Origin of the sequence: Clostridium sp. UBA5119 (genome assembly GCF_002414285.1) — a bacterium.
GTDB lineage: Bacteria > Bacillota > Clostridia > Clostridiales > Clostridiaceae > Clostridium_J > Clostridium_J sulfidigenes.
The window spans coordinates 1-15,014 of record NZ_DHYX01000079.1; the positions used below are offsets into that span (position 1 = coordinate 1).

A 15,014-nucleotide genomic window follows, 5' to 3' on the forward strand; every position below is an offset into this window, starting at 1 on the left:
TAAAGCTAGTAAATTTGTTTGGTTTGCAATATCTAATATTGATCCTGATAAATTTTCTATCTCACTGACGGATTTAGATTTTTCCAAAGCTTCTATGAGATTTTTCTTTGTTTCTTCTAATATTTGAAGTGCCTTCTTGTTAGATACCTCCACATTGTCTTTTAATTCATTAGCCCTCCCCATAATATCTATTGCAGTTTTCTCTCCTTCTTTAGCCTTATGGGTTATATCATTTATAAAACTCTCTACTTCTAAAGATAAACCACTAACCTCATTAGATTTTACCGCCGCTTTCTCAATGGCCATGGAAATTTCATCTACAGTATTCGTTGTTCTTTCTGAATTCATATGAAGCTCTTTTATATACCTAGCTGTATCCCTAGAAGAGCTTAAAACATTATCTGAGGAATTATTAACTTCCACTATTATCTTTCTTATATTGTTCATAAACACATTGATGGCTTGTGATAATTCTCCTATTTCATCTCCTGACTCAACAATTATATCTTGAGTTAAATCACCACCTTTATTTACTAATTCATTTATTTTCCCCTTTAATCTATTTAATGGATATATAATTGAAATTGTTAAATATATACACACTACAATAGTAAATAAAATTATTACTAAAGTTACACCTATAAATGTAATTATTACTCTCTTATAGCGTTCATTAGCTTCTTTGTTTATACTTTCTAAATAATTTAAATTCTTTTGTTTAAGCTCATCTATAGAGCTTATCAATTCATCAAATTTATTTTTAGATTTCCCCTTAATTAAAGTTAAAACATTTCTCATTTCTTTATTTGTTTTATTTGTTTCTATAACTTCATTGTTAACCTCTAAGTAAACTTTAAATTTTTCTTGTATATTTTCAATATCCTTTTTTTCACTATTGCTATCACAATAATTAAAATAATCCTCTAAAATTAATTGTATATTTCCTTTTGATTCTTTCATTTCTTGTTCTATTCTATTTTTTTCTTCTGAAAATGTCTCCATTATATATCCATATTCTTTAGTTCTAAAATTTAAAACATGATAACTAAGTTCATCTGACTTTTGAATTTTACCACCATATATACTTGATATACCTTCTATGCTATTATGTAATTTCATCATTTGAAATATAGAATATACTCCAAATATTATTGTACTAATACTTAATACTGATAAAGCTAAAATTAATCTGGTCTTGATGTTAAACTTTTTCTTAAATATTCTATTGAATTTTAATTTTTCTTTAGGCCACATTATTTCATCACTCTTTCTTATTTTATTTAACAATATAAATTTAACTCATTGCCAAATAAGTTTGTACATATATTAAGAAAATTTAAACTTCCTAACCAAGATTTAACACAAAAAAATAACGCCTATCTAAGAATAAAATATCTTAGACAGGTGTTATTTTATTTATAATGTTTTTCTAACTACATCTATAACAGTTCCATCCCTATATTCTACAACTGCAACTATATCCTTAGATAATTCTATTGCTTTAGGAGTACCTGTTATTTTTTCAGCTATTTCCTTTAATTCCTCTATAGTTACCACATTAAGGTTTGCTTCTTTTAATTTTTCAATTAAATCAAACCTCTTAGGGTTAACAGCTATTCCTCTTTCAGTTACTATTACATCAATAGTTTCACCTGGAGTAGTTATAGTAGTCAACTTATCCTTTATTATTGGTAACCTTGCCTTAGTTAGTTTTGTTACTATTATAGTAAGTTTAGAGCCTGCTGCAGTGTCTGCATGACCACCAGACCCCCCCATTATAGTTCCATCTGAAGCAGTAGTAACATTTACATTAAAGTTTGTATCTATTTCTGTTGCTCCAAGTATTACTATATCTAAGTTATTTACTACAGCTCCTTTGTTATGAGCATTTCCATACATAGAAGCTGACATAGTTATATGTTTTTCATTTTTAGCACAAGACTCTACTGCCTTTAAATCAAAGCATTGTACATCTAGTAAACTTTGGAATAATCCTTCTTCAAACATATCTACAATATAACCAGTTATCCCACCAGATGCAAAGCTACCTTTGATTTCATTCTTCTTCATATATTCTCTAAGCTCTGCAGCTACAGCTAAAGATATTCCTCCAGCTCCTGTTTGAAATGACATACCTTCTTTAACTAGTCCTGAAGCTATCATAGTATCTAAAGCATTCTTTGCAATTTTAAGGCCTATAGGATCCTTGGTAATTTGTGTAGTTCCTGATACTATTCCTGCCGGATTTCCTATAGAATCTACCTTAACTACATAATCTACATAAACTTGGTTTATTTCCATTGGGAAGTTTGGATATGGCACTAAGTTGTCTGTAATAGCTATTACAGTGTCTGCATATTCTGCATCAGAAACTGCATATCCTAAAGCACCACAAGCAGATTTGCCAGTAAGTCCATTTATATTACCATACATATCACTAGAAGGTGCTGCTAAAAAGGCTATATCGATATGTAAATCTCCACTTTCAATAGCTCTTGATCTTCCACCATGGGTATGCATTATAGCTGGATATTTTAATTTTCCCTGTGATATAGCATCTGCTACAGGTCCTGATATATAATTTGCATATATTTTAGATACAGTACCATCTTCAATATAAGCAACTAGCGGCTTATGAGTTGGAAATATAGAACTTGCTGCCACAGTTAAATTCTTTATTCCTCTTTTAGCCATGGATTCTACAACCATGCTAAGAATATAATCCCCATTTCTTAAGTGATGGTGAAAAGATATACACATTCCATCCCTAATTTCCACTTTATCTAAAACTTCTTCTAAAGAATTTACTAACTTTGCATCTCCAGGAACTACAGGTTTAATCTTTGCTGACACCTTTTTTAAAGGATTCATATTTTTAAAAGCACCTTCAAAAATCTTTACATTTCCGTATCCATCTATATACTCCGGAATTTCTCTTCCTAATACATTCTTCATATTATTATCACCTCAATCCCCTCATTAAATAAGGCCTAGTTTTTTACTTAATTCCACAGTGGTTTTTGCTCTATTTATAACTGGTGCATCCACCATTTTACCATCTAGAGAAAATACTCCCTTACCTTCTCTTTCAGCTTCTTCCATAGCATCTAATACCCTTTGAGCATGGATTATCTCCGCTTTAGTTGGAGCATATACTTGGTGTATTGTATCAATTTGTCTTGGATTAATTGATGCTTTGCCAGTCATTCCAAGGGATTTTGCAAGTAGAGTATCCTTTTCTAATCCTTCAAAGTCATTAGTATCTGTAAATGGAGTATCAATAGCCCCTACTCTCATAGCCTTGCAAGCCACAGCTACCCTGTTTCTAGCATAAAATATCTCACTACCTTCTTTAGTTCTCTTAATTCCCATATCAGAAGTTAAATCTTCTCCACCTAAAAGAACCGCTACTATTCTATCCGATGATTTTATAATACTATATACATTTTCAACACCATAAGCACTTTCCACTATTGGTATTAACTTTATAGATTTGTCTTCAAAACCTTCTTCTTTTTCTATTTTTTCAAGTCTACTGCTAATCTCTATAAGTTCATCTTCCGTTGCCTTTGGAACCATTAGTGCATCTGGCTTAACTCTTCCAATAACTTCTATATCTTCACTTGAAAAATCTGTAGTAAGTGGATTTATTCTAACTACCACCTCTACTCCATTATAATCAACATTTTTAATTGCTTCTCTAACAAGAATTCTAGCACTATCTTTTTCTGTAAGACTTACTGCATCCTCTAAATCAAGAATTATAGAATCTGAACCTAAGATTGCAGCATCTTGTAACATTCCTGGATTATTTCCAGGCATAAAAAGCATAGTTCTTCTTAATTTCATATTTATACCCCCTACTGCGCTCTTTTTACTGCAGTTTCAATTCTAGCTCTTATTGTATAATCAAGAGCCCCTTTATCTTGAGCTTTGACAATGGCATTTTTTACTTGTAAAGTATCTAAAGCTTCTCTAATAGCTCTTTCTATTTCTGCTCCAAATTGTTTCATAACCAAACTTTCAAGTTCTATAGCTATTCCACCCTCTTCGTTAGGCATGATTATAACGTATATATCATTGGATTCTAGGGTTCCAGCCTTTGAAATTTTATTAATTTCCATCTAAATCACCTCTACCTATAAAACTTATTTTTTACTACTTAAGTAAGCTTCTCTACCTACTTCATATAAATTATTTCCTTCTGAATCTATTACTACAACTATAGGTAAATCCTCTACCTCAAGTCTTCTTATAGCTTCAGCTCCTAAATCTTCATAAGTCACTATTTCTGCTTTCTTTACGCATTTACCAATAAGGGCTGCAGCTCCACCTATAGCTCCAAAGTATACAGCTTTATTCTTTTTCATAGATTCTATTACTTCAGCATTTCTTAATCCTTTACCAATCATTCCTCTTAAACCATGTTCTAAAAGTGCTGGTGTATATGCATCCATTCTATAACTAGTAGTTGGTCCTGCTGAACCTATGGCCATTCCTTCCTTTGCTGGAGTTGGCCCTACATAATATATAACAGCATCCTTTACATCTATAGGAAGTTCTTCTCCTTTTTCTAAAAGTTCTGCAAGCCTCTTATGAGCAGCATCCCTACCTGTGTATATAACTCCACTTAATAAAACACTGTCTCCAGCTTTTAAATCTTTTACCTTTTCTTCTGTTAGTGGTGTAGTTATTCTCTTTTCCATAAACCTTACCCCCTAATTATAGCTCTATTTCTGCATGTCTTGTAGCATGACAATTAATATTTACAGCTACTGGAAGACCTGCAATATGAGTTGGATATGTTTCTATATTTACAGCTAATGCTGTTGTTTTCCCACCAAATCCTTGAGGCCCTATACCTAGTTCATTTATCATAGTTACTAGTTCCTCTTCTAACTCTGCGTAGAATGGATTTTCATTTCTTATATCTATGGATCTAATAAGCGCTTTTTTAGCAATTGTTGCAGCCTTATCAAAGGTTCCTCCAATTCCTACTCCAACAATTATTGGTGGACATGGATTCGGACCTGCTTCCTTAACTACTTTTATTATAAAATCTTTAACACCCTGAAGCCCATCAGAAGGTTTTAACATTTTTATTTGACTCATATTTTCAGAACCAAAGCCTTTAGGTGCTACAGTGATTTTTAGCTTATCTCCTGGAACTATATTATAGTAGATCATAGCTGGAGTATTATCCTTTGTATTTACTCTATCTAGGGGATCCTTAACTACAGATTTTCTTAGGTATCCATCCTTATATCCTTGTCTAACACCTTCATTTATTGCATCTTCTAGGGCTCCTCCAACTACCTGAACCTCTTGACCTATTTCTATAAATACACATGCCATACCAGTATCTTGACACATAGGCATATCTTCATTTTTAGCTATATCAGCATTGATTAATATTTTGTTTAATATTCCCTTTGCAATATCCCAATCTTCTTCCTCATGAGATTTTATAAGTCTGTTTTTAATATCACTACCTAGATAGTAATTTGCATCTATACATAATTTTCTTATAGCTTCTGTTACCTGTGAAACTTTAATTTCTCTCATATATAATCCTCCTAAACTCATTGATTAAATATATTATTTCAATATTAATTCACTAATACAGTTTAATTTAAATCCCATGAATAATATCTCTCATTTTTATAATTATTATAAGTAAAAAGGCAGTTTTTACTTAAACCGCCTTTTTACTTTATACCTAATGTATTATTTATTTCTTCTATTTACTAAGGCAACAACCCTATTCATTTCATTGTTCACTATCATGTAACCTTCGTCAACACCCATACCTGGTTTAGCTAAGCATTGGTCCGCTCCACAAGCCATAGCAATGTTAGTGCAAACCTCTGCTGATCTATTTGTTTCGTTACATGTTCCTCCACAGTAAGCTCCAACCTTTTTCTTCTTACAATACAATATAGCTTCTATTGTATTATTTACACCTCCAAGATCTGGAGTTTTTATTTGAAGCATATGTCCTGAGTTGTTATCTGCAAAGAATGCTACGTCTTCATAAGTATTACACCATTCATCTGCAACTAATTCTACATTGATATTTCTATTATCAAGTTCATCTGTTAGCTCTTTTAATGCTTCCATTTGTCTTTCTCTATGCTCTACATCCATTGGTCCTTCTATTCTTAATTTAAATGGTTTAGCAGCCTCTTCCAATGTTGCTATGTAGTCTGCCATTGCTTTTGTATCACAATCAAATGCAACTCCTATAGTTCCATAAACATCTATATGGAATATTGGGTTATAGTCTTCACTAGTTCTTAATTTTAAAACTCTATCACTTAACCATTTAACATATTCAAGAAGTTTTTCGCCCTTTGAGCCTAATTTCTCTTCTACATTGTTTATTAAAGCATGAGGTAAAACATCTGCTCCCTTTATAATCATCTTATCAGCGTTGTTGTATCTGTCATCTCCTGATTGAGTAAATATAGGAATTCTATTAATTTCTACTCCAGTATTATATTCATCTCTTACAACTTCAGCCATAGTAACTTTTTTAGCTTTTGCTACACCATCAAGGATAGCTTGAGTTACTCCATATCTTATAGCTGTATGAAGTCTTTTTCCATTTACCAACATTTTATCAAATTCTTCAGCTAAACATTTAAAGTTAGTTAATTCTCTACCTATAAGTTTTGGTGCTATTTCCTTTTCTATAACTGGTATGAAATCTTTAGCTAAGAATAATGGATCACGTCCACCTGCTCCTGAATATTGAACAGCTGCACAATCACCGTGTGCTACTTGACCATCTTCAAGTATTAACATTACAGATATAGATTCCCCTGCTTGTCTTATAGATGTAAATCCTTCAGTTACTGGCTCTCCAATATAAGTAAATCCATCATGACCAGCTCCAGCTTTTATTGCTCTTTGGTCATCAAAATAAAATCCAGTTCTTCCTGCAGAACATACTACATCAACAATTTTCATTTAAATACACCTTGCTTTCTATAATTTAAGAATTTTATATTAGTTTATTGTTAGCTTATAAATTATAAATGTTATTTTTCTGGTCTTCCAACAAGCTTTCCTTTTCCTACAGCAAATATATCATCTATTGTCATTTGGAATCCAACTGGACGATTTTCGTATTTTCCTCTTTCGTCTAGCTTTTTCATATTGAAAGCTTTAAGCTCTGCTGTAAATGGAACATTTCCAAATTTAAGATATCTTACTGCTCCATTATTATCTCTTGCAGGCATCATTTTACCAGCGTTATATTTACTTGGTGCAAATGGAATATCTATAACTCCTATGTCAAAGCCTTTAACAGCACCTTTCGCTAAGTCACCGTTTCCTACTTCATATAACTTATCTACCATGCATCTTGTTTCAGCTTTAATTATAGCAATTTCAGTTCTAAGTTCATCAGATAAGTGCATTTGTTGACCTTTTAATAAGTTTAAAGTCATTTTAGTTGCTCTTATACCTTGAGCATTTGCTTCTTTTGTTGGTATACCTATAGCTTCATGTGGAGTTTTAACTATAACTTTTGTAGCTCCTGCTAATGCTGCAGCTGCTGCTCCAGTAGATATAACACCAAAAGCCTTAGCTTCATCAGCTGGGAAGCCTCCCATCCATTGATGGAATACTGTTGTTAGGTAAACATCACCATAACCATAAGCTCTTAAGTAATCGCTACATTGCTCTTCAAGAGCTCTAATTGCTGCTACGTCTTGTATTAAGTTACCACACTGACCATATCCAACTGTAATATTCTTAACACCTTGTTCTGCTGCAAGTAGTGCTTCTACTATTGCAACTGCATTAGATGTACTTGGTGGTACTAAAGTTCCTGTTAATGGACCAAATGGTTCTCTATTAATAGATATACCTTGCTCTTCATAGAAACCTACTAATCTATCACAATATTGCCAATCAAGAATAGTTTTTTCTAGAGTAACACTTTTAGCATATGGTATATTATATGATATACCACCACCTTCATTTGATGTCCAACCTGATGCATGAGTAATTTCTGCAAGTAATCTACCATCTGGAGTACCGTGTCTTGATTCTAATGGTAAGTTAACAGATTCAAATACTTGTCTACATCCTTTAACCCCGTGGTTAACCCCTGGAAATCCATTTAAAAGTGATCTTCTAGCTTTTATACTTTCTTGTATCCCAACTTCACATTCTTCATATCTATTTTGTCTTGTGTAACTATCTATTGTTGATGGTAGAAGATCTGCTCCACCTTCTTTGTCTAAGTAGTTTAGTAATTCTATGTGGCTATCTAATAAAGCTACACCGGCCCTAGGTTGAGCTAATGTTATGCCCGCTTCCTTTGCTTCCATTAGTTTTTTAGCAAAGTTCTTGTGTGCTGGAATTTTTTTGTTGTAGTCTATAGCCTCCTGTAAATCTACTTCTTTACCTGTTGGCCATTGTGCTAAAACCTCTTCTCTTGTCTTAAAAAACTCTTCCTCGGTCCACTTTTTGTTTTTTAGTTCCACTTTAATTTACCTCCTAGTAATTTACACTTCCACTAAATATTTTTTCATTATTCTTATTGCTTTGTCAGGATAATCCTGAGCTAACAGACCCATTGATGATAATATATAAGTTTTATCTACTAAAGTTTTTGGATTTCTAGGTCTTAAAGAAGTAGCATTTTCTTTATTAAAGGTTCCTGCTTTCAATATTTCACCTGGATGTTTACTATGAACTAAAACGCCACCTGTACCAATCATATATTTTACATCCATAAGATCTTTTCCTAATTGATTATATACAGCTCCCATTGGAGTATATATGCATTCAACAGTGCCGCAGTGTCTTTCCATAGAAAGTTCCGTAGCTGCCTTTGCCATAGCTTCATCAAATTTTATGTCTTCATCTGTTTCAGGTACCATTTTAATATTGCTATTCCTATATTTACATCTTTCTTCAATTTGTACTTTTCTATCTTTATCATTTAAATATGCTCTAAGCTTTCTACTACCTGCAGCTTCCCAAAGAGACACAGCTGAATATCTCATACCTAAGTCACCTTCTACAGTTCTTTTTGCAAAAGGTTCCTCTAACCCCTTCATATTTACTCCACCCTTTGTTGGCTCTCCATATCCTATAGAGTGTACATCAGTAGTAGCTCCTCCTATATCAACAATGATTAAGTCTCCAATACCTTCTTCTTCATCAGTACCTTCTCCTAACACTCTAGCTGCTTTAAGTACAGCTGCTGGTGTAGGCATTAGTATACCATTTATATAATTTTCTGCGTTGGATAGTCCTTTTGCATCAGTTATCCTATCCATAAATACTTTTCTTATTTCTTCTCTTGCTGGTTCCACATTTAAAGCATTTAATTGAGGCATAACATTTTCTGTTATGCTGAAATAGAACCCAGCTTTTTGAAATATTTCTTTTATCTCATCATTAGCACTTTTATTTCCAGCAACAACTATAGGAAGATTGACATCTAAATCTACTAGCATATTTGCGTTATGTAGAATACATTGTTTATTTCCTCCATTAGTACCACCGGCTAAAAGAATTATATCTACATCAGAATTTTTTATCTCTAATACTTCGTCCTTAGTTAATTCATAACTATATACTTTTATAACTCGAGCTCNNATGCTCCTAAAGCAGCTCTCTTAGCAGCTTCTGCTGTAAGATCTGGCACAAGCCCAATTGCAACCATCTTTAAGCCTCCAGCTGCAGATGAACAAGCAAGTTTTTCAACAAAATTTACTTCTTTACCTTCTAGCTTATTCATAAGCTTATCATAAGCTTTATTAAATCCTATCATTATATCATCTTCGATAGTTGTTATGTCCTTTGCTGTAGCTAATATTTCTTCATTATCTATATCTACTGCAGTCAATTTGGTATAAGTACTACCAAAGTCTAAAAGTAAATATGCATTCATTTAAATCACTCCAGCTCTCTATTAAAACTCCAAGTAAAATCTACTTTAGTTAGTTAGTTAGTTAGTTTATGTGCTTCTGTCTATTCTATTCCTAAATCTTCTTTTAAGTCATGTATAGTAGTGTCTATACTTGTTCCTGGTGGATAAACTCTATTAAAGCCCATTGCTTTAAATCTTGAATAAACATCATCCCAATCTTGTTTACCTACAACTATGTTACCACCAACATAGATAAGGATATCTTTTAATCCTGATTCATCACACTTTTCTCTTAAGCCCCTACAGTCAATCTCTCCATGTCCATAAAGAGAAGAAACAATTATTGCATCAGCATTTGTTTCAACTGCAGCATTTATAAAGTCTTCTTGTGGTGATAGCACACCAATATTGATAACCTCAAACCCTGCTTCTGTTAATGCATAATCCATGATTTTGTTACCTACAGCATGACAATCTGCTCCAATAACACCAAGAACTAATGTCTTCTTTTCCATTTTTAATTCCTCCTGAATTAATTTTTTTGATACTTTAATTCTACAATTTTTGACTTAAGTGCCTTCACTGATGTAGAGTCTAATTTGTAAGAAAATTCTATAAGCTCTTTATTTTCATGATTAAGCTTACAAACATCCTTATATCTACCTGGAGTTACTATTAGTACCTCCGATTCATCAATTATGTGTTTTAATTTAGCTTCTTCAGCCATACTAAAATACTCAACTGATAAATCTGAAAGACCCGCATTATCAAGTGCTGACTTAATTTTAAATATAAACTCTTCAGATAAACAAATGAAAGTAAATTTTGTTCCTGAAGGATGTCTAGCGATTCTTACAATGGATTCTAGATTAGGGCTTACTGCTACTCCTAGTATTTCCTTGTTAAAGCCTTTTAAAAATCCATCTACATCATTCACATGATTGAAAGGTGATATAATTACTTCACAAGTCGAAAGCTTGTCCTTTGTGTCGTCACTCATTTTTTCTAAGTCCGTTAAAGTAAATGGTATCGTATTCATACTTGTTATTGATGTTATTTCTTTACTAAACATTCTCGCTTGCTCAATATTACATTCTACAAATGCTGAAGTAACTTTATTCATAACATCCTTTTTCTCACTAACCCTATTTGTTACTATATCTAAAAAATCATCTGGATCTATACCACATTCTAAAGCTTCTTCTAGAGCTAAATCCACAAACTTATTTATCTTCCTTCTGCTATCATAACTTTGCCATGATACTACTTCTTCTGCTACAAAAGTTCCTTTTCCTCGAATAGATTTTAATACTCCCTTAGCTTCTAGTTCATTATAGGCAGCGCTAATGGTATTTCTACTAACAACTAACTCTTGAGACAATTCTCTTTCTGTCGGCATTTTACTTCCAACTCTCAAAGTTCCATCTTTTATAAGATGCATTATTTGTTTTTTTACTTGGATATAGAGAGGTATCCCATTTTTTTTATCAATTGTAATGTTCAAAATCTCATCTCCTGACCCTTTGGACCAATGGCTTAATCCAATCCTTAATCATAATATCATATGGACTAATCATTTGCAATTTCACATTATTGTATATTCTATAAAGAGCCCACCTTTTATAGAAAAAGTAGGCTCTTATCTTTAATTTGCTCCTTCTTTCAAGTAAATGCTTATAGATTCGGCTAATGCATCTGCAATTTTCTTTTGATATTCTTTATCCTTTAACTTTTGATATTCTTCAGGATTACTTAGAAATCCGCACTCTACAATAACTCCTGCCATATTATCATTTCCTCTCAGTACTTTATATTGAGTGCCTGCAGCCTTTGCTTTCCTCTTATTGGACTGGTCCAATTTATCTTTTAATGTACCTTGTATGATATTTGCTAATCTTTCGCTTCCTTCATAATTTGAGTACCATACTTGAGCACCCTTACAATATGATTCTGGAAATGTATTTAAATGTATACTAACAAATATGTCGCACTTTGTTTCTTCCTTCAAACTTACTCTTTTATTTAAGTCCTCATATTTTTTCTCCTTTACTGATTTTCCTTCAGTATAAAGTCCTACATCCTCTGTTCTTGTAAATTCAACCTTATATCCTTGACTTTTTAAATTTGCACCTAAGAGCAGTCCAATATTTAGGTTTATATCCTTTTCTGTAGTTCCATCTTTAGATGAAGCACCTCCATCTATTCCTCCGTGTCCTGGATCAATTAGTATTACTTTATTTTTTTCTTGTTCTGATTCAGCATTTTTATAAGTTGTAACCACCTTGTTTACATTAATTACAGACATGCATATGAATCCTAAAATAATTACTATAAGTATTGATATTAATTTAGTGTTCTTAATGGTTTCCCCCACCTTTTTTTATTACTCTGTAATTATACTTATTCATAAATTCATACTATTATTCTTTTACCTATATAATAAAAACCTTTTGGATACATATTATCCAAAAGGTTTTACATAAGCTATAAAATACTATTAATTCTAATTTTCATATATTATTTCAGCTATATTTATTGAGTGATCACCTATTCTTTCTAAATTACTTATCAAGTCCAAGAAAATTGTTCCCACTACAGCATTACATACACCAGTGTTTAATCTCTTTATGTGTGATGCTCTTAGTTCTTTTTCTAGAGAGTCTATTCTTTCTTCTATTCCCCTTATCCCTGCTGCTTTTTCTCTATTATAACTTTTAAAACACTCTATACTCATTTCTACTGCACTTATAGTATAGTCAAACATACCTTTTATTTCATTCATAGCATCTGGAGAAAAATTTAATCTTTTTGTGATTCTCTCACTAGCAAGATCTGCAATATTCTCTGCATGATCTCCTATACGCTCAATATCATTTACCACATGGAAATATGCAGCTAGTTCTGCTCTCTGTTCATCACCTAAATCTGAGTTAGATAACTTAACTAAATATCTTGTTATATCATGTTCTAATAGATTAATTATCTTTTCATTATTATATGCTACCTTTATTAGCTCTTCATCGCCTTGTAAAAAAGAATTCATAGCTACTTTTAAATTTTCCTTTGCCTTCTCACCCATTCTCACTATTTCATTAGTTGTTTGCCCAAAAGCTATTGCTGGAGTCTCTAGCAATCTTTCGTCTATATATTTTACACCTGGTACATCTTTTTCATCTTCACCAGGAATTATCTTATTAACAAATGCAACAAGATATTTAATTAAAGGAAGTAATAGTAATGTATTTACCACATTAAATATAGTGTGAGCATTTGCTATTTGTCTTGGTATAGCTTCTACTCCTGAATTGGGACTTATTGCTAAAACTATATTTGCTAAGAATGAAACTGGTATAATTAAGAATATAACAGCTCCTATAAGGTTAAATAACAAATGAATTACCGCTGCTTTTTTTGCCGTTATTGAAGTTCCTATGCTAGATATTAATGCTGTTACACATGTACCAATGTTATTACCTAATAATATTGGTATTGCTACTGTTAATGGTAAGCTTCCTGTAGATGCTAATGCTACCAGTATACCAGTAGAAGCTGATGAACTTTGAAGAACAGCTGTCATCATCATTCCTATTAAAAGCCCTAATATAGTATGTCCTTCTAATTTTAGTATTAAATTTGTAAAGAATACTGAGTCCTTAAGCGGTGACATTGCACTTGACATAAGTTTTAATCCTAAAAATAATATACCAAATCCAAGAATAATTTGACCCACTTCTTTTACTTTTCTTTTGTTGCAAAAAAGTATCATAACTGCACCAATGGCTAAAAATACAGGTGCAAAAGCATCAAATTTAAATGTTATTAATTGGGCTGTTATTGTAGTACCAATATTAGCTCCCATTATAACAGATGTTGCTTGATATAAATTCATAAGTCCTGCATTAACAAATCCAACAACCATTACTGTAGTAGCACTACTACTTTGAATAATAGCAGTGACAATGGTACCTGTTAGCACACCTTTCACTGGATTAGATGTTATCCTGTCAAAAATACCCTTCAGTTTATCTCCTGCTGCATTTTCAAGACCATCCCCCATAAGCTTCATCCCATATAGAAAAAGTCCTAATCCTCCTAAAAGGTTAATAATCAAAAATATGATATTATACATCAATTTACCTCCTACAATAAATCTCATTCAACAATATGTACTTTTTCTTTGTCCATTAAAATTCCATACTAATAATACACTATAATCAAAAATATGTTAATACTTATTTACATATTTAACATGAATTTAACATAGCTTTTTATAAGTATATTAAGTAATGTTATAATTTAAACTTCACTAATGATTATATATAAAATGGGTTTACCTAAAAAAAATTACACAATATAAAAATAAGGAGTATATNNATATACTCCTTATTTTTATATAACATACAGTTGTATGTACAAATACTATCTTTTTGAGAATTGAGAAGCTCTTCTTGCTTTTTTAAGACCGTATTTCTTTCTTTCTTTCATTCTTGGGTCTCTTGTTAAGAATCCAGCTTTCTTAAGTTCTGGTCTTAAGCTCTCATCAGCTTTTAATAAAGCTCTTGATATTCCGTGTCTGATAGCTCCAGCTTGACCTGTGTATCCACCACCGTGTACATTAACTAAAACGTCAAATTTGTCTTTAGTTCCTGTTAATACTAATGGTTGGTTAACTATGAATTTTAATGTATCTAATCCAAAGTAGTTATCCATATCTCTTTTATTTATTACAACTTTACCTTCACCAGGTACAAGTCTTACTCTAGCAACTGATTTCTTTCTTCTACCTGTTCCAAAATGTTGAACTTTTGCCATTATTTATTCCTCCTTACAATACTATATTAGTATTTTAATTCTAATACTTCTGGTTTTTGAGCATGATTTTTGTGCTCTGGTCCTCTGTAAACTGTTAGCTTCTTAGCCATTTGTCTTCCAAGAACTCCTTTTGGAAGCATTCTTCTTACAGCTTCTTCAAATACGAATTCTGGTTTCTTAGCTAATGCTTCTCTGTAAGGGATCTCTTTTAATCCGCCTGGGTATAATGAGTGATGTCTTAACATTTTTTGATCTAATTTCTTTCCTGTTAAAACAATTTTCTCTGCATTTACAACTATTACGTGAT

At 32.1% G+C, this 15,014-nt stretch carries 14 protein-coding genes and 1 pseudogene; all 15 read right to left on the bottom strand.

Features of this window, described 5'->3' with window-relative positions; all coding sequences use genetic code 11:
- Positions 1-1,287, bottom strand: a 1,287-nt coding sequence (locus B2671_RS12245) for a methyl-accepting chemotaxis protein (protein WP_346870675.1), incomplete at its 3' end; no start/stop codon positions are given.
- Between the two features lie 129 nt (positions 1,288-1,416).
- A complete protein-coding gene (citF, locus tag B2671_RS12250) occupies positions 1,417-2,955 on the bottom strand; it encodes a citrate lyase subunit alpha (RefSeq protein ID WP_346870676.1) in 1,539 nt (512 codons plus the stop codon).
- Positions 2,956-2,979: 24 nt separating this feature from the next.
- A complete protein-coding gene (locus tag B2671_RS12255; RefSeq protein ID WP_346870677.1) occupies positions 2,980-3,849 on the bottom strand; it encodes an HpcH/HpaI aldolase/citrate lyase family protein in 870 nt (289 codons plus the stop codon).
- Between the two features lie 11 nt (positions 3,850-3,860).
- Positions 3,861-4,124 (bottom strand): citrate lyase acyl carrier protein, encoded by a 264-nt coding sequence (gene citD, locus B2671_RS12260; protein ID WP_346870678.1) that lies wholly within the window; start codon positions 4,122-4,124, stop codon positions 3,861-3,863.
- Positions 4,125-4,148: 24 nt separating this feature from the next.
- A complete protein-coding gene (locus tag B2671_RS12265) occupies positions 4,149-4,706 on the bottom strand; it encodes a Fe-S-containing hydro-lyase (RefSeq protein ID WP_346870679.1) in 558 nt (185 codons plus the stop codon).
- Between the two features lie 16 nt (positions 4,707-4,722).
- A complete protein-coding gene (locus B2671_RS12270; RefSeq protein WP_346870680.1) occupies positions 4,723-5,565 on the bottom strand; it encodes a fumarate hydratase in 843 nt (280 codons plus the stop codon).
- A 162-nt stretch (positions 5,566-5,727) separates the two neighbouring features.
- Complete coding sequence (locus B2671_RS12275) at positions 5,728-6,972, bottom strand: methylaspartate ammonia-lyase (protein WP_346870681.1); 1,245 nt, start codon at positions 6,970-6,972, stop codon at positions 5,728-5,730.
- A gap of 71 nt (positions 6,973-7,043) precedes the next feature.
- On the bottom strand, positions 7,044-8,498 hold the full coding sequence (locus B2671_RS12280; protein ID WP_346870682.1) for a methylaspartate mutase subunit E: 1,455 nt from the start codon (positions 8,496-8,498) through the stop codon (positions 7,044-7,046).
- Between the two features lie 21 nt (positions 8,499-8,519).
- A pseudogene (glmL, locus tag B2671_RS12285) lies at positions 8,520-9,916 on the bottom strand (methylaspartate mutase accessory protein GlmL).
- 80 nt (positions 9,917-9,996) lie between these two features.
- A complete protein-coding gene (gene glmS / locus B2671_RS12290) occupies positions 9,997-10,410 on the bottom strand; it encodes a methylaspartate mutase subunit S (protein ID WP_150845891.1) in 414 nt (137 codons plus the stop codon).
- A gap of 17 nt (positions 10,411-10,427) precedes the next feature.
- A complete protein-coding gene (locus B2671_RS12295) occupies positions 10,428-11,399 on the bottom strand; it encodes a winged helix-turn-helix domain-containing protein (RefSeq protein WP_346870683.1) in 972 nt (323 codons plus the stop codon).
- Positions 11,400-11,540: 141 nt separating this feature from the next.
- A complete protein-coding gene (gene cwlD, locus B2671_RS12300; protein ID WP_346870684.1) occupies positions 11,541-12,200 on the bottom strand; it encodes an N-acetylmuramoyl-L-alanine amidase CwlD in 660 nt (219 codons plus the stop codon).
- A gap of 198 nt (positions 12,201-12,398) precedes the next feature.
- Positions 12,399-14,024, bottom strand: coding sequence for a Na/Pi cotransporter family protein (locus B2671_RS12305; protein ID WP_346870685.1), 1,626 nt, complete (start codon positions 14,022-14,024; stop codon positions 12,399-12,401).
- A gap of 290 nt (positions 14,025-14,314) precedes the next feature.
- A complete protein-coding gene (gene rpsI, locus B2671_RS12310) occupies positions 14,315-14,707 on the bottom strand; it encodes a 30S ribosomal protein S9 (protein ID WP_035133359.1) in 393 nt (130 codons plus the stop codon).
- Between the two features lie 26 nt (positions 14,708-14,733).
- Positions 14,734-15,014, bottom strand: a 281-nt coding sequence (gene rplM, locus B2671_RS12315) for a 50S ribosomal protein L13 (RefSeq protein ID WP_346870686.1), incomplete at its 5' end; no start/stop codon positions are given.

Excerpts from the sequence above, each read along its gene's own strand:
- rpsI (WP_035133359.1), bottom strand. The coding sequence starts at position 14,707 with ATGGCAAAAGTTCAACATTTTGGAACAGGTAGAAGAAAGAAATCAGTT.
- glmS (WP_150845891.1), bottom strand. The coding sequence starts at position 10,410 with ATGGAAAAGAAGACATTAGTTCTTGGTGTTATTGGAGCAGATTGTCAT.
- B2671_RS12270 (WP_346870680.1), bottom strand. The coding sequence starts at position 5,565 with ATGAGAGAAATTAAAGTTTCACAGGTAACAGAAGCTATAAGAAAATTA.
- B2671_RS12275 (WP_346870681.1), bottom strand. The coding sequence starts at position 6,972 with ATGAAAATTGTTGATGTAGTATGTTCTGCAGGAAGAACTGGATTTTAT.
- B2671_RS12255 (WP_346870677.1), bottom strand. The coding sequence starts at position 3,849 with ATGAAATTAAGAAGAACTATGCTTTTTATGCCTGGAAATAATCCAGGA.
- B2671_RS12265 (WP_346870679.1), bottom strand. The coding sequence starts at position 4,706 with ATGGAAAAGAGAATAACTACACCACTAACAGAAGAAAAGGTAAAAGAT.
- B2671_RS12305 (WP_346870685.1), bottom strand. The coding sequence starts at position 14,024 with ATGTATAATATCATATTTTTGATTATTAACCTTTTAGGAGGATTAGGA.
- citD (WP_346870678.1), bottom strand. The coding sequence starts at position 4,124 with ATGGAAATTAATAAAATTTCAAAGGCTGGAACCCTAGAATCCAATGAT.
- citF (WP_346870676.1), bottom strand. The coding sequence starts at position 2,955 with ATGAAGAATGTATTAGGAAGAGAAATTCCGGAGTATATAGATGGATAC.
- cwlD (WP_346870684.1), bottom strand. The coding sequence starts at position 12,200 with ATGTCTGTAATTAATGTAAACAAGGTGGTTACAACTTATAAAAATGCT.